At 70.6% G+C, this 18,350-nt stretch carries 19 protein-coding genes; 5 read left to right on the forward strand and 14 right to left on the reverse strand.

Annotated features, from left to right (window positions below):
* Nucleotides 1–19: 19 nt before the first annotated feature.
* The 7 genes from argH to EDC34_RS01675 form a co-directional block, all read right to left on the reverse strand.
* Nucleotides 20–1,327, reverse strand: coding sequence for an argininosuccinate lyase (gene argH, locus EDC34_RS01645; protein WP_114959101.1), 1,308 nt, complete (start codon nucleotides 1,325–1,327; stop codon nucleotides 20–22).
* On the reverse strand, nucleotides 1,324–2,286 hold the full coding sequence (argC, locus tag EDC34_RS01650; RefSeq protein ID WP_114959102.1) for an N-acetyl-gamma-glutamyl-phosphate reductase: 963 nt from the start codon (nucleotides 2,284–2,286) through the stop codon (nucleotides 1,324–1,326). Before argC ends, argH begins: the two co-directional genes overlap by 4 nt.
* Nucleotides 2,283–3,569, reverse strand: a complete 1,287-nt coding sequence (locus EDC34_RS01655; RefSeq protein WP_240311038.1) for an acetylglutamate kinase — start codon at nucleotides 3,567–3,569, stop codon at nucleotides 2,283–2,285. Before EDC34_RS01655 ends, argC begins: the two co-directional genes overlap by 4 nt.
* Before the next feature lie 82 nt (nucleotides 3,570–3,651).
* Entirely contained in the window at nucleotides 3,652–4,746 is a 1,095-nt protein-coding gene (locus tag EDC34_RS01660; protein WP_114959104.1) for an acetylornithine deacetylase, read from the reverse strand.
* Nucleotides 4,739–5,971 (reverse strand): argininosuccinate synthase, encoded by a 1,233-nt coding sequence (locus EDC34_RS01665; protein ID WP_114959105.1) that lies wholly within the window; start codon nucleotides 5,969–5,971, stop codon nucleotides 4,739–4,741. Before EDC34_RS01665 ends, EDC34_RS01660 begins: the two co-directional genes overlap by 8 nt.
* A 47-nt stretch (nucleotides 5,972–6,018) precedes the next feature.
* Nucleotides 6,019–7,020: an N-acetylornithine carbamoyltransferase gene (locus tag EDC34_RS01670; RefSeq protein WP_114959106.1), complete on the reverse strand. Its 1,002-nt coding sequence runs from the start codon at nucleotides 7,018–7,020 to the stop codon at nucleotides 6,019–6,021.
* Between the two features lie 258 nt (nucleotides 7,021–7,278).
* Complete coding sequence (locus tag EDC34_RS01675; RefSeq protein WP_240311029.1) at nucleotides 7,279–7,722, reverse strand: glycine zipper 2TM domain-containing protein; 444 nt, start codon at nucleotides 7,720–7,722, stop codon at nucleotides 7,279–7,281.
* A 114-nt stretch (nucleotides 7,723–7,836) separates the two neighbouring features.
* Between EDC34_RS01675 and cysS the strand changes: the two genes are divergently transcribed.
* The 3 genes from cysS (at nucleotide 7,837) to EDC34_RS01690 (ending at nucleotide 11,026) form a co-directional block, all read left to right on the forward strand.
* Nucleotides 7,837–9,219: a cysteine--tRNA ligase gene (gene cysS, locus EDC34_RS01680; protein ID WP_162797654.1), complete on the forward strand. Its 1,383-nt coding sequence runs from the start codon at nucleotides 7,837–7,839 to the stop codon at nucleotides 9,217–9,219.
* 119 nt (nucleotides 9,220–9,338) lie between these two features.
* The gene (locus EDC34_RS01685) at nucleotides 9,339–9,782 is read left to right on the forward strand and encodes a SufE family protein (protein ID WP_114959274.1); all 444 of its coding nucleotides are present in this window, start codon (nucleotides 9,339–9,341) and stop codon (nucleotides 9,780–9,782) included.
* Nucleotides 9,783–9,847: 65 nt separating this feature from the next.
* Complete coding sequence (locus EDC34_RS01690) at nucleotides 9,848–11,026, forward strand: MFS transporter (RefSeq protein ID WP_240311039.1); 1,179 nt, start codon at nucleotides 9,848–9,850, stop codon at nucleotides 11,024–11,026.
* A gap of 104 nt (nucleotides 11,027–11,130) precedes the next feature.
* On the opposite strand, the gene dksA is transcribed toward EDC34_RS01690, so the two are convergent.
* The gene (dksA, locus tag EDC34_RS01695) at nucleotides 11,131–12,129 is read right to left on the reverse strand and encodes an RNA polymerase-binding protein DksA (protein ID WP_114959109.1); all 999 of its coding nucleotides are present in this window, start codon (nucleotides 12,127–12,129) and stop codon (nucleotides 11,131–11,133) included.
* Between the two features lie 112 nt (nucleotides 12,130–12,241).
* Here dksA and yidD point away from each other — a divergent pair, with 112 nt between their 5' ends.
* Together yidD and EDC34_RS01705 are read left to right on the forward strand one after the other, a co-directional pair.
* Complete coding sequence (gene yidD / locus EDC34_RS01700; RefSeq protein ID WP_114959110.1) at nucleotides 12,242–12,460, forward strand: membrane protein insertion efficiency factor YidD; 219 nt, start codon at nucleotides 12,242–12,244, stop codon at nucleotides 12,458–12,460.
* A complete protein-coding gene (locus EDC34_RS01705; RefSeq protein WP_114959111.1) occupies nucleotides 12,457–13,335 on the forward strand; it encodes a M23 family metallopeptidase in 879 nt (292 codons plus the stop codon). The genes yidD and EDC34_RS01705 overlap by 4 nt, the downstream gene beginning before the upstream one ends.
* Nucleotides 13,336–13,356: 21 nt before the next feature.
* Here EDC34_RS01705 and folE2 read toward each other — a convergent pair whose 3' ends face one another.
* Genes folE2 through efp form a run of 6 tightly spaced genes read right to left on the reverse strand, consistent with a single transcriptional unit; the run spans nucleotide 13,357 to nucleotide 18,340 of the window.
* Entirely contained in the window at nucleotides 13,357–14,280 is a 924-nt protein-coding gene (gene folE2, locus EDC34_RS01710; protein WP_114959112.1) for a GTP cyclohydrolase FolE2, read from the reverse strand.
* 48 nt (nucleotides 14,281–14,328) lie between these two features.
* On the reverse strand, nucleotides 14,329–15,000 hold the full coding sequence (locus EDC34_RS01715; RefSeq protein WP_114959113.1) for a phytoene/squalene synthase family protein: 672 nt from the start codon (nucleotides 14,998–15,000) through the stop codon (nucleotides 14,329–14,331).
* Nucleotides 14,997–15,695 (reverse strand): phosphoglycolate phosphatase, encoded by a 699-nt coding sequence (gene gph / locus EDC34_RS01720; protein WP_425477432.1) that lies wholly within the window; start codon nucleotides 15,693–15,695, stop codon nucleotides 14,997–14,999. Before gph ends, EDC34_RS01715 begins: the two co-directional genes overlap by 4 nt.
* On the reverse strand, nucleotides 15,674–16,384 hold the full coding sequence (gene ubiG, locus EDC34_RS01725) for a bifunctional 2-polyprenyl-6-hydroxyphenol methylase/3-demethylubiquinol 3-O-methyltransferase UbiG (RefSeq protein WP_114959115.1): 711 nt from the start codon (nucleotides 16,382–16,384) through the stop codon (nucleotides 15,674–15,676). The genes gph and ubiG overlap by 22 nt, the downstream gene beginning before the upstream one ends.
* Nucleotides 16,381–17,718 carry a TRZ/ATZ family hydrolase gene (locus tag EDC34_RS01730; RefSeq protein ID WP_114959116.1) on the reverse strand — a complete coding sequence of 446 codons (1,338 nt, stop codon included), beginning with the start codon at nucleotides 17,716–17,718 and terminating at the stop codon, nucleotides 16,381–16,383. Before EDC34_RS01730 ends, ubiG begins: the two co-directional genes overlap by 4 nt.
* 55 nt (nucleotides 17,719–17,773) lie before the next feature.
* Nucleotides 17,774–18,340, reverse strand: a complete 567-nt coding sequence (gene efp / locus EDC34_RS01735) for an elongation factor P (protein WP_114959117.1) — start codon at nucleotides 18,338–18,340, stop codon at nucleotides 17,774–17,776.
* Between the last annotated feature and the right edge of the window lie 10 nt (nucleotides 18,341–18,350).

Below are 18,350 nucleotides of genomic sequence, written 5' to 3' on the forward strand. Positions count from 1 at the left end.
GACAACAACTCCCGCAGGATTACGCCGTGGGCATGCCCAGTGCGTCCCAGCGCGCGCGCAGGGCCTGCAGGCGCAGGTCGGCGGCCGCACCGGGCGAGGTGCGCGCGGCCAGCGAATCTTCCGGCGCCCTGCCCTGCCCGGCCGCCTCGGCATCCGCGGCCGCGGCCTTGTAGGCCTCGCGGAACGGCACCCCGGCGATCGCCGCTTCCACCGCCACGTCGGTGGCGTACATGCCGGCATCGATCGCCGCGCGCATCCGCTCCGGCCGCCATGCGAGGTTGGCCAGCAGGTCCGGCAACAGCGCCAGCGCCGCCAGCCCGCGGCGGAAGCCATGCACGATCGCGCCCTTGGACGCCTGCAGGTCGCGGTGGTAGCCGGAGGGGAGCGAGAGCAGCTGCTCGATCTCGGTGCGCGCCGCCGCCACGCTGGCGTGGGTGGCGCGCAGCAGCTCGATCACGTCGGGGTTGCGCTTGTTCGGCATGATCGAACTGCCGGTGGTGTACTGCGCCGGCAGCGCGACGAAACCGAACTCGGCGCTGGTGAACAGCGACAGGTCCCAGGCGAGCCGGCGCAGGTCGAGGGTGGCGCTGCCGAGGGCCTCCAGCGCGGCCAGCTCGAACTTGCCGCGCGAAAGCTGCGCATAGACCGGCGACACCTGCATGCGCGCAAAGCCCAGCGCCTGCGTGGTGTGCTCGCGGTCCAGCCGCAGGTTGACGCCGTAGCCGGCGGCGGTGCCGAGCGGATTGCAGTCCACCAGCGCCAGGGTGTCGCGCGCGCGCAGGGCATCGTCGATGAAGGCCTCGGCCCAGCCCGCCCACCACATCCCGGCGGAGGACACCACCGCGCGCTGGAGGTGGGTATAGCCCGGCAGCGGTAGCGCCTGCTCGGCTTCGGCGCGGTCCAGCGCGATCTTCGCAATCGCTTGCGCCAGCGCCGCCAGCCGTTCCAGCTGCGCCTTCAGCCACAGCCGCGTGGCCGCCAGCACCTGGTCGTTGCGGCTGCGCCCGGTGTGGATCTTGCGGCCGGCATCGCCCAGACGTTCGGTCAGGCGCGCCTCGATCGCGGAGTGGCCGTCCTCGAAGCGCGCGTCCAGCACGAACGCGCCGCTGCGGAAGTCCTCGGCCAGCGTGGCCAGCTCGCGCTTGAGGCCGACCACTTCGTCCTGGGTGAGGATGCCGATGCGCTGCAGGCCCTCGGCATGCGCGGCACTGGCGGCGATGTCGTGCAGGAAGAACTCGCGGTCCAGCAGCACGTCGTCCCCGGCCAGGAAGGCCTGGATGCCGGCATCCACCTGCACGCCGGGTTTTTGCCAAAGCAACTCGCTCATGCCGCCTCCGGGGCCAGGGGAATGCCCGTCAGTTCGTCGAACCCGAACGCCAGGTTGAGGTTCTGCAGCGCCTGCGTCGCCGCGCCCTTCAGCAGGTTGTCCTCGGTCGCCACCACCACCAGCCGGCGACCGTCGGCGGACAGCGCGAACCCGCCCAGTTCGACATGCTGGGCGCCGGCGATCCGGCTCACCCAGGGTGCCGGCTCCTGCACCCGCACCAGGCGCTCGCCGGCATAGCGGCCGCGGTAGCGCGAAAGCACCTCGTCGCGCTCGAACGCGATCGCCAGGTGCAGGTTGCAGGTGACGGTAAGACCGCGGAAATGCGGCGCCACGTGCGGCATGAACTCCACCGGATGCCCCAGCGCGTGCGCGACCTCGCGCTCGTGCAGGTGCCCGGTGAGCGCGTACGGCATCAGGTTGTCGTGCAGCAGCGCCGGGTCGTTGCGCTCGGACGGGGTGGTGCCAGCGCCGGAATAGCCGGATACGCCGAAGCACTGCACCGGCCCGTCCAGCACGCCCAGCATCGGCGCGATCGCCAGCTGCATCGCGGTGGCGTAGCAGCCGGGATTGCTGATCCGGCGCTGGCCGGCATAGCGGGTGCGGGTCAACTCCGGCAAGCCGTAGTACCAGCCGGGGTCGAAGCGGTAGTCCGCCGACAGGTCCAGCAGCACCGCATCCGCCCCGGCATCGTCGAACTGCTGCACGATATGGCCGGCCTTGCCGTTGGGCAGTGCCAGCACCACCGCATCCGCGCCCAGCTCGGGCAGGGATTCGTAGGCCGGCGAGGTGTAGTGCAACCCGCCGCGGTAGCCGGGCACGTGGTCGGCCAGGGCCCGCCCATCCAGCTCGCGCGAGGTGACGTAGGCCAGTTCGAACGCCGGGTGCCCGGCCAGCAGGCCGATCAGTTCCGCGCCCACGTGGCCGCGCGCACCCACGATCCCGATCCGCAAGGTCTTCATGCGCCTCCCTCCCCGCCCGGCTCTTCCAACGTCGGCGGCCGCTGCGCGCACAGCGCCACGTAGCGCGCGATGCGGTCGAACCCGGCCTCGCCGTACCAGTACACCTTCCACCGGGTCTGCTTGATGCAGCCGTCGGATTCGGCATCGTAGAACGCATTCACCGGGTTGCCGTGGCGCGAGCGCCAGAACAGCGCTGGGGTCTGCTCGCGCATCACCTGCCACACCGCGCGGCCCAGGCCTTCGCCCTGCGCCTCGTCCAGCACCGCGAACTTGTCGAGGTAGAGGCCGGCGTCCTCGCGGGTCAGGATCACCGCGGCGCGGTAGTGCTCGCTGACATAGGCCCGATGCAGGCGGGTGGTCTCGAAATAGTCCGGTACCAGCCGGCGCCCGAAGGCCGACTCGATCAACCCGCGCAGGCGCGGCAGGTCGAAGTCGCTCCACGCCTGCCCCTGCAGCACGCGCTCGCCGCGCCGCACCAGCGTGCCCGAACCCTTGTGGGTGAACAGCTCCTTGGCCAGCTCGGCCGGGCGCGTGATCGACACCGACGAGGCCTGCGGCAGGCCGTCCAGCAGGTCCTTGATCTGCGCGATCTTCACCCGCATGCCGCCGTCGATCCACGGCTGCTGCATCAGGTGGTCGTACTCGGTGGACAGGTTGATCGAATCGATGACCTTGCCATCGGCATCCAGCAGCCCGCCGGTGCCGGTCAGGAACACGATCTTGTACGGCTGCAGCTCCCGCACCAGCGCGTTGGCAGCAAAGTCGGCATTGATGTTGAGGATCTGCCCGCCGGCGGTCTCGCCCAGGGAGGCGATCACCGGGATCGAGCCGGCCTGCAGGCTGGCCTGGATCGGCGCCAGCTCCACCCGCTTCACCTCGCCCACCAGGCCATAGCGTTCGCGGTCGAGATAGTCGGCCTCGAACACGCCGGACACGATCGACGTCGCGCGCGCGTCGCTCGCCTGCAGCGCTTCCACCAGCTTCAGGTTCTGCGCATGGAACACCCGGCGCACGATGGCCAGTGCCTCCGGCGAGGTGACGCGCAGGCCGTCGATGGTCTGCTTTTCGATGCCGGCGGCGGCCAGCTCCAGGTCCAGCTGCGGGCCGGCGCCGTGGATGACGATCGGGGTCAGGCCCACGTCCTGCAGGAAGGCGAGCGAGGACACCAGCGCGTCGAGGTCGTCGCGCAGCACCGCGCCGCCGACCTTGACCACCGCGAAGCGCGCCGCGTCGAGCTGCGAGAAGCGCTTGAGGTACTGGCTGATTTCCTTCGCGCTGCCCATGCTGGACAGCAGGCGCACGATGGTCTGCCGCGTCTGCGGGTCGTGCACGGCGTGGGGATGGAGGATCGGTGTCACGTTGGCTTCAATTTCCAAGGATACGGGTGATGGACTCGGCATAGCGCTGCAGCTGCTCCAGCGCCACCCATTCGTCGGCGGTATGCGCCTGGGCGATGTCGCCCGGGCCGTACACGAACGCGGTCAGGCCGGCCTGCGAGAACAGCGAGGCCTCGGTCCAGAAATCGACCGCCGGGCCGACCGCCAGGCCCAGGCGTTCGGCCAGCGCCTGCGCGGCCTGCCGGCGCGGCTCGGCATCGGCCGGGTCGCCGGCCGGCAGCGACGGCCCGCGGAAGGTTTCCTCGTAGCGCTCCAGCGCGCCGGGCGCGGCGCAGCTGCCGAAGCGGGCGTGCAGCGCATCGATGTCGTGCGATGGCAGCGGCCGGAACCCGAAGCGCACCTCCGCGCTCGGCGCGATCACGTTGGCCTTGATCCCGCCCTCGACCTTGCCGATGTTGAAGCGCAGGCCGGCGAGGCCACCAAAGCGCGCGTGCGCCTCGCCTTCCACCAGCGCCAGTGCATTCGCGCCCCAGCGCATCGCCTGGTGCAGCGCATTGGCCTGTAGCGCGTTGGCGCCGGAGGCATGCCCCGCCTCGCCCCTGAATTTCAGCAGCACCGAACTGATGCCGCGATGCGCCAGCACCGCCTCGCAGCGGGTCGGCTCGGCGATGATCGCCTCGCTGAAGCCGCGGTCTTCGGCGAGGAAGGCCACGATGCAGCGCGGGTCGTTCGCCTCCTCGTCGCTGGAGAACAGGAACGCGGCATCGCCATCGGTGGCGTTCGCCGCGGCCAGCAGGCCGGCCGCCGCGCCCTTGATGTCGCAGGCACCAAGTCCGATGGCGCGCTCGCCCACCACCCGCAGGCGCAGCGGATCGGCGCTCCAGGCATCCGAGGACGGCACCGTGTCGAGGTGCACGTTGAACACCCGCGTCGGCGTGCCGCGCACGGCCAGCAGCGACACCGCGCCGTCGCCGTGGTCGACCACGTCGCAGCGGAAACCCGGCAACTGCGCGCGCAGGTAGTCGAAGATCCCGCCGGTGCCGATCCGGCGCGGCGGGTTGCGGGTGTCGAAAGACACCAATACGTCGAGGTGGCGCAGGACCGCATCAAGCATGTCAGCCACGGCCCTGCCCGCCGCTCTTGCCCCCGTTGACCTCGGCCCACAGGGTGCTGCTCATGCCGAACAGCTTGATGAAGCCCTCGGCCTCCTCCACGCCCCAGTCGGCCGACTGCGCGTAGGTGGCGCCCTTGGCATGCAGCAGGTGCGGCGAACGCACCGCCACCGCGTCCACCCGCCCGCCGGTGGTGCGCAGCACCACCTCGCCGTTCACCATGCGCTGGCTGCTGGCGAGGAAGGCCTCCAGGTCGGTCTTGAGCGGGTCGTGGTAGAAGCCCTCGTACACCAGCTCCACCCACTTGCGCGCCACTTCCGGCTTGAAGCGGTTCTGCTGCTTGGTCAGCACCGCCTCCTCCAGCGCGCGGTGCGCGGCCAGCAGCGCGGCCAGGCCCGGGGCCTCGAACACGATCCGCCCTTTCAGCCCGATCGTGGTGTCGCCGGTGTACATCCCGCGGCCGACCCCGTACTGGGCGAACATGGTATTGAGCTTGGCCAGGATCTTCTCGCCCGGAAGCGGCGTGCCATCCAGCGCCACCGCCTCGCCGTTCTCGAAGCGCAGCGCCACTTCCAGTGGCTCGGCCGGCCACTGCTCGCGGCGCGCGCACCAACCGCGCGCACCTTCGCCCGGCGCTTCCCAGGCGTCGATCTCGCCGCCGGACAACGTCACGCCCAGCAGGTTCTCGTTGATCGTGTAGGCCTTCTGCTTGGCGCGCACGCCGAAGCCGCGTGCTTCCAGGTAGGCCTGTTCAAAGGCGCGGGTCTGGGTGTGCTCCTTCTGGATCTCGCGGATCGGGGCGACGATGCGGTAATCGCCGGAGGCCTTCACCGCCAGGTCGAAGCGCACCTGGTCGTTGCCCATCCCGGTGCAGCCGTGCGCGATCGCATTGGTGCCCAGTTCGCGCGCGCGCGCCAGGGTGGCGTCCACGATCAGGTAGCGGTCGGACACCAGCAGCGGGTACTGGCCCTGGTAGGGCTCGCCGGCCCACACGAACGGCTTGACGAAGCCGGCCCACAGCGCCGGGCCACCGTCCACGGTGACGTGCGAGGCCACGCCCAGCTCGGCGGCGCGCGCCTCGATGGTGGCGCGCTCCTCCGCGTCCACGCCGCCGGTATCGGCGAACACGGTGTGCACGGTCCATCCCTGCTCTTTGAGGTAAGGCACGCAGAAGCTGGTATCGAGGCCGCCGGAGAAGGCAAGGACGATGTCGCGGGAGTCGTTGGGAGAGGTCATGTGGGGTGTCCGGACAGAAAAGGGGGAGAAAACCGGGAAAAGTTGGTTCAGCGCAGCAGCGCGGTCATCACCGCCTTCTGCACGTGCAGGCGGTTCTCAGCCTCATGGATGGCGATGCAGCGCGGGGAATCCATCACCGCGTCGGTGGCTTTCACGTTGCGGCGCAGCGGCAGGCAGTGGCTGAACACGCCATCGTTGGTCAGCGCCATCTTGGCCTCGTCCACGATGAAGTGCCTGTACTGGTCGCGGATGGGCTTCTCGGGGCCCCAGTTGCCGAAATACGGCAGCGCGCCCCAGCTCTTGGCGTACACCACGTCGGCGCCGCGGTAGGCCGATTCGATGTCGTGGCTGATCGCGAAGCTGCCGCCGGATTCGGCCACGTTCGCCTGCGCCCAGCCCAGGTAGCGCTCGTCCAGCACGTAGTCCGGAGTCGGGCACAGCAGGGTGACGTCCATCCCCATGCGGGTGGCGATGGTCAGCGCGGAATTGGCCACCGCGGTGTTCAGCGGCTTGGGATGGTAGGTCCAGGTCAGCACGAACTTCTTGCCGCGCAGGTCGGTGGTGCCGAAGTGCTCCTGCAACGCCAGCGCGTGGGCCAGCTCCTGGCAGGGGTGGGTGATCGTCTCCATGTTGATCACCGGCACCGTGGAATACCTGGCGAAGGCGCGCAGCACCTTGTCCTCGCGGTCCTGCGCCCAGTCCACGAACTTCGGGAACGCGCGCACGCCGATCAGGTCCACGTAGCGCGCCAGCACCCGCGCCACTTCCGCGATGTGCTCCTCGGCCTCGCCGTCCATCACCGTGCCGAGGTCGAACTCGATCGGCCAGGCGTCCTTGCCCGGCTGCAGCACCACCGCGTGGCCGCCGAGCTGGAACGCGCCGATTTCGAAGCTGGTGCGGGTGCGCATCGAGGGGTTGAAGAACACCAGCGCGATCGCGCGCCCCTTCATCGCGCCGCTGAGCTTCTCGCGCTTGAACACGGCGGCCTGCGCCAACAGGGCGTCCAGGTCGGGGCGGCTCCAGTCCTGGGTGTTGAGGAAATGCTTCATGGGCGAACTCGCGGAAGGTGACGGAAGAAACGAAAAAACCCGGCGCGGGGGCCGGGTTTCGGAAGCAAGACGCAGGAAAACGCTCCGGATTACCCAGCAGTGGCGGGTTCCGGTCGGCGCGCGCGCGAGGTCATGCCGGAGGCCATCCGGGCGGAGTCAGCGTGGCGCGTGGCGAGGTGGGCGTTCATCGAGGCGCGCATGCTCGCACGCCGGGGCAGCCGGCGCAAGCGGGCGGAGATGGGCGGCAGGCCCTGGGACTTATTCGACCGGATGCGGGGTGATGGAAATGCGGATGCGCAGGCGGTTGCCGGGATCGCTGTCCATGCGCGTGCGGAACTTGCTGCCGCGGTACATGTAATCGACATCGTAGGCGATCGTGCGGCGGTATTCCTTGGTCACAGGCTCCATCCGGCAAGTCTCGCCCTCGCCTTCCTTGCTAGGTGACAGGCGGTCGCGCACGGCGTTCATCACCCGCGCCAGGGTCACGCTCCTGGTCGGCTCACGCGGGTCGCAGACCTTTTCCATGCTGGTGGTGCGCAGGGTCTGGTAGACCGGGCGCACCGACAGCACCTGGGCGTAGTCGTAGCGCACGTTCTCCACCGGCACCACCGCCTCGCGCGGAGCATCTTGCGCCGCCGCCAGCGTGCACGCGAGCAGGCCCGTCGGCAGGGCGAGAAGGGGAAAGAGGGGACGCATCGGCATGCCCGGAGTGTATCGGCGGGCGTCAGCCGGCGCATGAATCGTCGCTGTCGCGGCGCGCCGCGACCGCGCCACGGGCACCCCGCTACAATGGCGCCCCGCATGCCTCACGCCGCCATGGACCTACATCTTTACAACAGCCTGACCCGCCGCATCGAACCGTTCATGCCGCAGGATCCGGCCGGTCCGACCATGTACCTGTGCGGACCGACCGTCTACAACTACGTGCACATCGGCAATGCCCGCGGACCAGTGGTGTTCGGGGTGCTGGCCGCGCTGCTGCGCCGCCGCTTCGGCCACCTGCGCTACGCCCGCAACATCACCGACGTGGACGACAAGATCAACGCGGCGGCGAAGGAACTGGGCGTGCCGATCGCCACCATCACCGACAAGTACGCCGCCGCCTACCGGCAGGACATGGCGGCACTGGGCGTCAGCGGCGCCTTCGCGCCCGACATCGAGCCGGCGGCCACCGCGCACATGCCGCAGATGATCGCGATGATCGAGCGCCTGATCGCCGACGGCCACGCCTACGTGGCGGAGGGCCACGTGCTGTTCTCGGTGGCCAGCTTCCCCGGCTACGGCAAGCTCTCGCGCCGCGACACCGACGAGATGCTGGCCGGCGCGCGGGTCGAAGTGGCGCCCTACAAGCGCGACCCCGGCGACTTCGTGCTGTGGAAGCCGTCCAGCGACGACCTGCCGGGCTGGGACTCGCCCTGGGGCCGCGGCCGCCCGGGCTGGCACATCGAATGCTCGGCGATGGCCGAGGCCCACCTGGGCGAAACCATCGACATCCACGCCGGCGGCGTGGACCTGCAGTTCCCGCACCACGAGAACGAAGTGGCGCAGAGCGAATGCGCGCACGGCGGCAAGCCGTTCGCGCGGTTCTGGCTGCACAACGGCATGCTGAACTTCGGCGGCGCCAAGATGGCCAAGTCCGTTGGCAACATCCAGCGCGTGCACGAACTGGTGCAGGCGCACCCGCCGGAAGCCCTGCGCTACGCCCTGCTCTCCGCGCACTACCGGCAGCCGCTGGAATGGTCGGACGGCCTGATCGAACAGTCGGTGCGCACCCTCGACCGGCTGTACGGCACCCTGCGCGACCTGACCGACGTGGAGGCCGCGGCGACGATCCCAGCCAGCATCGAAACCGCGCTGTGCGACGACCTCAACACCCCGGCGGCGCTGGCGGAACTCGCGCGCATCGCCGGCGAGGCGCGCAAGGCCGGCTCGAACGAAGAGAAAGCCGCGCTGAAGGCGCAGTTGCTGGGCGCGGGCCGCGCGCTCGGCCTGCTGCAGCAGGACCCGGCCGCGTGGTTCGCCCGCGGCGCGGGCAGCGACGATGACGTCCGCATCCAGGCGCTAGTCGATGAACGTACCGAAGCGAAGAAGGCGCGCGACTTCGCCCGCGCCGACGCGATCCGCAAGCAGCTGGCCGACGAAGGCATCCTGCTGGAGGACACGCCGCAGGGCGTGCGCTGGGTGAGGAAGCGCGCATAGCCGGTGCCCTATCGGCATCGGCTGCGCTTCCGAACGCCCGGCCATGGATGGCCGGGCCGGACGATCCGAATCATGAATGCAGCGCCATGGACGGCAGCCAGCAAGTTCCCGGAAACGATATGACCGATTCCCCCTTCCCCCTCGAACCCACCGCCGCCGAGGCGCAGGCCGCGATCGCGGAGGAGTTCGCGTTCTTCGGCGACTGGTCGGAGCGCTACCAGTACCTGATCGACCTCGGCCGCAAGCTGCCGCCCTTTCCTGAGGCCTGGAAGACGGACGCGCACCGCCTGCACGGCTGCCAGTCGCTGGTGTGGATCGTGGCCGAAGGCGATGCCGACCGGCTGGTATTCCATGCCGCCAGCGATTCGGCCATCGTGTCCGGGCTGGTGTACCTCGCGCTGCGGGTGTACTCGGGCCGCAGCGCGGCCGAGATCCTGGCCACCGAACCGAATTACATCGCCGCCATCGGCCTGGCCCGGCACCTGTCGCCCACCCGCAGCAACGGCCTCGCCGCCCTGCTCGCCTTCATCCGTCAGCGCGCGCAGGCCGTCAGCGCCGCATGAGTGCTGGCACCGGAGCTTTGCTGGAGGACGCCTCGCCCCTGCGCAGCGCCGGCTTCCGCTGGCTGATGCTGTACCGTATCTGCACCCTGCTGTCCTACCAGGTGGTGGCGGTCGCCGTGGGCTGGCACATCTACGTGCTCACCCGCGACCCGCTGGCGCTGGGGCTGGTGGGGCTGGCGGAGGTGGTGCCGTATTTCTGCATCGCGCCGTTCTCCGGCTATCTGGTGGACCACCTGCCGCGCCGCAAGCTGGGCAGTGCGGCCTGCGCCCTGCTGGCGCTCAATGCCGGCGTACTGGCACTGGCCGCCAGCGGCATGCTGGCGCTGCACGGCACCTGGCCGATCTACCTTGCCGTCGCGGTGGGCGGCATCGGGCGCTCGTTCCTCGGCCCGGTGTACAACGCGCTGTTCGCACGGGTGCTGCGGCGCGAACAGTTCGCGCGCGGGGCCAGCCTCGGCAGCGTGGTGTTCCAGGGCGGGCTGGTGCTCGGCCCGGCCCTAGGCGGGGTGCTGGTGGGCGCGCGGGGTGCCGGCGCGGCGTTTGCCACCGGCACTGTACTGGCGCTACTGGCCGCCAGCGCCCTGCTTCTGATGCCGGTGACCGAGCCACCGCGACCGCAGCAGCGCGGTCCGATCTTCGCCAGCATCGCAGAAGGCGTGCGCTTCGTGGCTGGCAACCAGGTGCTGCTGGGGGCGATGGCGCTGGACATGTTCTCGGTGCTGCTGGGAGGCGCGGTGTCGATGCTGCCGGCCTTCATCAAGGACATCCTGCACGCCGGGCCGGAGGCGCTGGGCGTACTGCGCGCGGCCCCGGCGCTGGGCTCGATCGCGATCGCGCTGTGGCTCACCCACCACCCGCTGCAACGCCACGCGGGGCGGGTGCTGTTGCTGGCGGTGGCCGGCTTCGGCCTGTGCACGATCGCGTTCGCACTGTCGCGGCAGCTGTGGCTGTCCACTGTGCTGCTGGTGCTGTACGGGATGTGCGACGGCATTTCGGTGGTGCTGCGTTCGACCATCATGCAGTTGGTGACGCCCGACGACATGCGCGGGCGGGTGTCCTCGATCAACGGCATCTTCATCAGCTCGTCGAACGAGTTGGGCGCCTTTTACGATGGCGTGATGGCGCGCCTGCTGGGGCTAGTGCCGGCGATCATCGTGGGCGGCTGCGTCACCCTGGTGGTGGTCGCCACCACCGCGCGCCTGGCCCCGCGCCTGCGCCGGCTGGATCTGCGCGAGCTGCAATAGCGCTCCCGCCGCGCACGCAGCGGCATCGCCCCCGGCCTCATTGCCACGAACGACGACGGCGCCCGCAGGCGCCGTCGTTGGCATCGCACCGCCCAACCAGCGGATCAATCGCCCATCAGCTTCTGGGTATGTTCCCAGCGCTCCTGCGCGTCGATCGTGCGCTCGGCGGTGAGGCGGGCCTCCATGCGCTCCAGGCCGATCTCCTCGCCGGTGTCCACGCAGTAGCCGTACTCGCCGTTGTCCATCCGCTTCAGGGTGGAATCGATCTTGCCGATCAGCTTGCGGTAGCGGTCGCGGGTACGCAGTTCCAGCGAGTTCTCGGTCTCGCGGGTGGCGCGCTCGGCCTCGTCGCCGATGTCGCGCACTTCCTCCTTGAGGTTCTCGATGGTCTGCTTGGATTCCTCGACCAGTTCCGCGCGCCACTGCAGCAGGCGCTGGCGGAAGTACTCCAACATCAGCGGATTCATGTATTCCTCGTCCGGCGAGGGCTTGTAGCCCGGCGGGACGATCGGGCGCCCGGTGGCTTCGTCCACCTGGTACGGCACCACCTTGACGTTGCCCTTGGTCACGGCCGGCCCCGAGGACGTCTTCTTCACTGCCACCATCACTTTCCCTTTCAGTTTCGTGGTCGGCGCCGCCGGCTTCGCGGGCGGCGGCGGCACGGGTTTGCTTGCATCCTTCTTGGCCGCGGCCGGCGTGGGCTTGGGCGGCGCCACCTTGGCCGGCGCAGGCGCGGCCACGGGCTTGGCGACCGGCTTCTTCACCGGCACGGGCGCCTTCACCGCCGATTTGGCGACCGGCTTTGCCGCCGGCTTGGCGACGGCTTTCTTGGCAGGCGCAACCGGCTTGGCCGCCGGCTTCTTCGCGACCGGGGCGGGCTTCTTCGCGGCAACTGCTTTCTTTGCTACAGGCTTGGCGGCCGGTTTTTTCGCGACCGCCGGCTTCTTCGCCGCGGCGGCCTTCTTGGCCGGCGCCGCCTTCTTCACCGCGGCCTTCTTCGCGGCCGGCTTGGCGACGGGCTTCTTGGCGGGAGCCAGCTTCTTCGCCGAAGCGGCCTTGGTGGCCGGCTTGGCGGCCTTCTTGGCGGGTTTCTTCGCTGCCACGTCAGGTATTCCTCGTCGTTTTCCCTTGAGGCGGGAAGGCGCGCTGTTATACCCTGCCCGGCGCAAGGCGGCAACCGCGCCAGCCGCGCCGCCAACGGCCGCCACGGACACCGTGATTTCCCGATTCCTCATCGCCCTGCTGCGCGGCTACAAGCGCTGGATCAGCCCCTTGCTGGGGCCGCGCTGCCGCTTCGTCCCCACCTGCTCGGAATACGCGATGGAAGCGATCGCCCGGTTCGGGCCGATCAAGGGCAGCTGGCTGGCGGCGCGCCGCATCGCCCGCTGCCATCCGCTGCACCCCGGCGGGCATGATCCCGTGCCGCCGGCATGAGCCTGCGCCCACCGACTCGCCGCGTCATCGCCCTGGCGCTGCTGGCCGCGCTCCCGCTGGCGGCCGCGCGGGCACCGTCGCAAGCGGCGACCGCCGCATCCAGCGCCATCACCGATGCCGCCTTGGGCGTGGTGTTTCCCGCCAGCGTGCCGCAGGGGGCGTTGGTGATCGGCAAGGTGCCCACGGGCAGCACGGTGTCCTACCGCGGCCGCAGCCTGCGCCCCACCGCCTACGGCAGCGTGGTGTTCGGCGTGGGCCGCGACGAGCCGGGCCCGCTGGAGCTGACGGTGCAGCCGCCCGGGATGCCGGCACAGGCGGTGCGCATCGCAGTGACGCCGCGCGACTGGCCGCTGGAGCACGTGCACGGCGCCCCGCCGGCCACGGTGAATCCGCCGCCGGAGATCGCGCGCCGGATCGCGCAGGAACAGGCCCGGGTGGTCGCCGCGCGCCAGCGCGATGGCGATGAAACCGGCTTCGCCCAGCGCTTCCAGTGGCCGCTGCGAGGCCGTATCAGCGGGCGATTCGGCAACCAGCGGATCTACGACGACACCCCCGGCGCCCCGCATTCGGGCATGGACATCGCCGCGCCCGCGGGCACGCCAGTGCGAGCGCCCGCCAGCGGCGTGGTGACCTTCGCCGCCCCGGATCTCTATCTCACCGGCGGCACGCTGCTGCTCGACCACGGCCATGGCATCAGCAGCAATTTCCTGCACTTGTCGCGGATCGACGTGCGGGTGGGCGACGTGGTCCGGCAGGGCCAGGTGATCGGCGCGGTCGGTGCTACCGGGCGCGCCACCGGGCCGCATCTGCATTGGGGGATGAATTGGTTTGAAATCCGCATCGACCCGCTGCTGGTGCTGGAACGCGGGCAATAGCCGGCAACGCCGCCGCGGCGATCAGCTGTTGCGGCCGCTGACGCTGGCCACCGCGTCGTGCGGATGCAGGCTTTCCAGATGCGCCACGCGCGCGCTCCAGGCGGCGATGCGGGCATCCGCGGCCAGCACGGCGGCCACCCGGCGCGCGGCGTCCTCGCAGAACATCAGGTTGGCGGCATTGGCCTGCGCGAAGGCCTGTTCGTCCTCGCGCTTGACCGCGGTCTGTACCGGGGTACCCAGCGCGGCTTCCAGCGCATCCACCAGCGCAAGAAGCGGCAAGCAGTCGAAGGCCGGCTTCAGCTCCACCCGCACCTCGGCGCGGCTGCGCTGGGCATGCGGGGTGGCGGCCAGCCCGCGCGGGCTTTGCAGCCAGTCGCACACGGCCTCGGCCGGAACCGCGCCGGCCTCCGCGAAATCGGTGGCGAAGCGCTGCGCATTGGCCTGCCGCGACAGGGCCGCCGACGCCGGGCAGGTGCTGGAATAGTCCAGCGCGAACGCCAGCACCAGGCGCAGGTGGCCATCGGCCAGCTCCGCCTCGACTTCGACCGGATAGCGCTTCCAGCCGGCGTTGTCGCTGCGCAGGGCGCGCCGCAGCAGCAGCTGCTCATAGCGCAGGCGCAGACGCGCCCGGCTCGACAACCCTTGTTGCGAAGCGATGCAGGCCTCCAGCAGGCGGCGCAGCATCGGCGCGCCCAGCGTCTCGTTGGCCAGGCCCTGCTGCAATTGCAGGTACAGGCGCGACATGTGGATGCCGCGGGTGGCCGGGTCGCGCAGGTCCACTGCGACATCCACGCTGGCCGGCACCGTCATCTCTTGGCCATCCTGCCCCTGCACGCGGATCGGCAGGGCCATGCCCTCCATCCCCACCCAGTCCAGCGCACGCGCTTGCGCGGCGGTGTCGAAGGCGACATCAGGCAGGATCGGCGAAGTCAGCGGCTTGTGCATTGCGGCATTGTACCGGGCCGGGCGTGAGTGCCCCTGCAACGCTGTGGTTCAGCCGCGCGCGGCGCGCCAGGCCGTCAGCAGCGCCAGCGGCGCGGGCAGCGGCGGCCTGCGCCCGGCCGCCAGCCGCCGCAGACGGGCGCGCACCAACCCAGCCTGGATGCGCTCGGACCGCGCCCCGGCGCGCAGCGCGGGCAATGCCAGCAGGTCCGAAAGCGCCGTCCCGGCCGCCGGCACCCCGCGCTGCGGCAGCAGCAGCACCCATTCGGCCAGCAGCGCCTCGGCCATCGCCTCGGGCGTGGATGCCGTGGTCACGGCGAACAGGCGGGCCGACAGTTGCGCCAGCACCGCGGCCAGCGGCGCCAGCCCGGCCAGGGTGGCCGCGCGGTCGCCTTCCGGCACCCGCCGCAGGCGCAGCGCCGGAAGCGCCGTTGCCAGCGCGGCCCAGTCCACCGGCTGCTTCTGCAGGGCCAGCCCCAGCGGATGCCGGCGCGCGCCGCGCGCCCAGCCGTGCAACTCCTGCTCCCACCAGCCCAGCTTGGCCGCGCCCGGGGTGGGATCCTCCCCGCCCCAGGCGGCCTCGGCCAGCTCCGCGCGCAGGGCCAGCCAGGCCTGCGCCAGCGGACGCTCGGCCGGCGCCAGGAACACCTGCGCGATCGCCCATTCCGGCCAGCGCGCACGCCATTTTTCGAGGAAGGCCTCGAGCGCGGCGGCGTCGCTCATGGCGCGGTCTGCAGCGGCAGTGGCCAGCGCAGCAAATCGCGCGGGGCCTGTACCAGGACATCACCACCCCAGGCCGCCGGCTCCTCGTCCGGCAAGCGATAGCCCCACAGCGCGACCAGCGCGGGCATCCCCGCCGCGCGTGCGGCCTCGATATCGCGCGCGTCGTCGCCGACGTAGGCGCACTCCGCGGCGGCCACGCCAAGCTGCTGTGCTGCATGCAGCAGCGGTAGCGGGTGCGGCTTGCGCTCGGGCAGGGTGTCGCCGCCGACCAGCACCGCGCAGCGCGCATCCCAGCCCAGCCCCGGCAGCACCTGCCGCGCCAGGGCTTCGGGCTTGTTGGTGACGATCCCCCAGCGGCTGCCGGCGGCCTCGATCGCCTCCAGCAGCGCGGGCACGCCGTCGAACAGGCCGCCATGCCGGCCCAGCTCCTGCGCATAGGTGTCGAGGAACTCGCGCACCAGCGCCGCCGGCACCTCGCCGCCGAGCTCGGGGAACGCCACCGAACTCATCGCGCGCGAGCCCCGGGAGACATGCGGGCGCAGTGCTTCCAACGCCATCGGCCCCTGCCCGCGCGCGGCGCGCATGCGGTTGACGGTGGCCAGCATGTCCGGCGCGCTGTCGAGCAGGGTGCCGTCCAGGTCGAACAGCACCACCTTCGGGAACGCGGCCGCGCTCATTCCGGCTTGCGCGCGCAGGCGAGGTAATTGACATCGGTGCGGCGCACGATGCGCGCCGCGTTGCGCCACGGCTCGTACAGCAGGCCGCTGACATCCTCCAGCTCCAGCCCGGCCTCGCGCAGCAGGCGCGCCAGCTCCGAGGGCCTGATGAAATCGCGGTATTGGTGTGTGCCCTGTGGCAGCAGGCGCGCGATGTATTCCGCACCCACGATGGCCAGCGCGAACGCGGCCGGCGTGCGGTTCAAGGTGGACAGGAACAGGCGGCCGCCGGGCTTGAGCAGCGCCGCGCAGGCGCGCACCACCGAGCCGGGGTCCGGCACGTGCTCGAGCATCTCCATGCAGGTCACCGCGTCGAACGCGCCTGGCAATTCCCCGGCCAGGGCTTCCACCGTCGTTTGCCGGTACTCGACCTTCACGCCCGATTCCAACCCATGCAGGCGCGCGACCTTCAGCAGGCCCGGAGCGAGGTCGATCGCGGTGACCTTGGCGCCAGCCGCCGCCATCGCCTCGCTCAGCAGGCCGCCGCCGCAGCCCACGTCCAGCACCGCGGCATCGCGCAGGGGGATGCGCTGCGCCACGTAGCCCAACCGCGCGGGGTTCAGCGCGTGCAGCGCTTTCTGCGGGCCATCCGGGTCCCACCAGCGCTGCGCGAGGGCGTCGAACTTGTCGAGTTCGGCCTGGGCGAAATTGCCGGCGGCGGCGCTCATGCGCGCACCTCCGCGATGCGCGCGCGCCACTGGCGGGCGTTGGCGACGATGGCCTCGCTGTCGATGTCGACCAGCTCGCACCCGCGCAGCTTTGGCTGGCCGGCGATCCACACGTCCGTCACCTGCTGGCGGCCGGCCGCATACACCAGCTGCGAGACCACGTGGTGCAGCGGCTGGGTCTCCAGCGCGGACAGATCCACGCAGGCAAGGTCAGCCTCCTTGCCGGGCTCGATCGAACCGATGCGGTCGCCGAACCCCAGCGCCCTGGCGCCGCCCAGCGTGGCCGCGTGCAGCGCCTCGAACGCCGAGAAGCCGGCGGCGTCGTTGGCCACCGCCTTGCCCAGCAGCGCGGCGGTGCGGGTCTCGCCGAACATGTCGAGATCGTTGTTGCTGGCGCAGCCGTCGGTGCCGATGGCCAGGTTCACGCCGGCCGCCAGCAGCGCGCAGGCCGGGCAGAAGCCCGAGGCCAGCTTGAGATTGGATTCCGGGCAGTGCACCACGCTCACGCCGCGTTCGGCGCACAGGTGGATCTCGGCCTCGGTGAGCTGGGTCATGTGCACTGCGATCAGGCGGTCGTTCACCAGCCCCAGCCGGTCCAGCCGCGCCAGCGGGCGCTGGCCGTGCAGCTTGATCGAATCCGCCACTTCCTGCGCGGTCTCGTGGGTATGCAGGTGCACCGGCACGTCGAGCTGGTCGGCCAGCACCCGCACCCGCTCGAAATTGGCGTCGCTGACGGTGTACGGCGCGTGCGGCGCGAACGCGGTGGCCACCAGCGGGTCGCCGCGCCAGGCATCGTGCAGTTCGCAGGCGCGGTCGAAGTATTCGTCGTCCGATTTCGCCCAGGCGCTGGGGAAGTCGATCACCACCGCGCCGACCAGCGCACGGAAGCCGTGCTGCTTGTAGACCGCCGCCTGCACGTCGGGGAAGAAGTAGTTCTCGTTGGCGCAGGTGGTGCCGCCGCGCAGCATCTCGGCGATCGCCAGGCGCATGCCGTCGGCCACGAACTCGGGGCCGATCACCGCCGCTTCCACCGGCCAGATGTGCTCGCGCAGCCAGGTCATCAGCGGCAGGTCGTCGGCCACGCCGCGCAGCAGCGTCATCGGGTTGTGCGTGTGGGCGTTGACCAGGCCGGGGATCAGCGCTGCGTCCGGGCGCGCGACGGTCTCCTTCGCGGCGAAGCGCACGCGCGCCTCGTCGGTGGGCAGCACCGCCAGGATGCGCCCCCCGGAAACGGCGACGGCGTGGCCTTCGAGGACCACGCCGTGCGGGACGACCGGCACCACCCAGCCGGCTTCGATGAGAAGGTCGCAGGGCTGCGGTGCGGGCTCGGTCATGTCGTTCCTTCCAAAAACGGCACCCGCCTGCGCCCGGCGCGGACGGGTGGGTGCATCACTTCACGCGCGAGACGTACTCGCCGCTGCGGGTATCGACCTTGATCACCTCGTCCTGGCCGACGAACAGCGGCACGCGCACCACCGCGCCGGTCTCCAGGGTGGCGGGCTTGCCACCGCCGCCGGAGGTGTCGCCGCGCACGCCGGGATCGGTCTCGACGATCTTCAGCTCGACGAAGTTCGGCGGCGTCACCTGGATCGGCACCCCGTTGAACAAGGTCACGATGCACATTTCCTCGCCCTTGATCCACTTGGCGGCGTCGCCGACGCCGGCCTTGTCGGCCTGGATCTGCTCGAAGGTCTCCGGATTCATGAAGTGCCAGTACTCGCCGTCGCTGTACAGGTACTGCATGTCGGTATCCACCACGTCGGCGGCCTCCACCGAGTCGGTGGACTTCATGGTGATTTCCTGCACGCGGCCGGAACGGATCATGCGGTAGCGCACGCGGGTGAAGGCCTGGCCCTTGCCGGGCTTCACATAATCGGTTTCGGTGATGATGCAGGGCTCGTTGTTGACGAGGATCTTCTGCCCGGACTTGACGTCGTTCATGCCGAGAGAGGCCATGGGTGCTCCT

The organism is Thermomonas haemolytica, assembly GCF_004346265.1.
In the GTDB taxonomy this organism is placed as follows: domain Bacteria; phylum Pseudomonadota; class Gammaproteobacteria; order Xanthomonadales; family Xanthomonadaceae; genus Thermomonas; species Thermomonas haemolytica.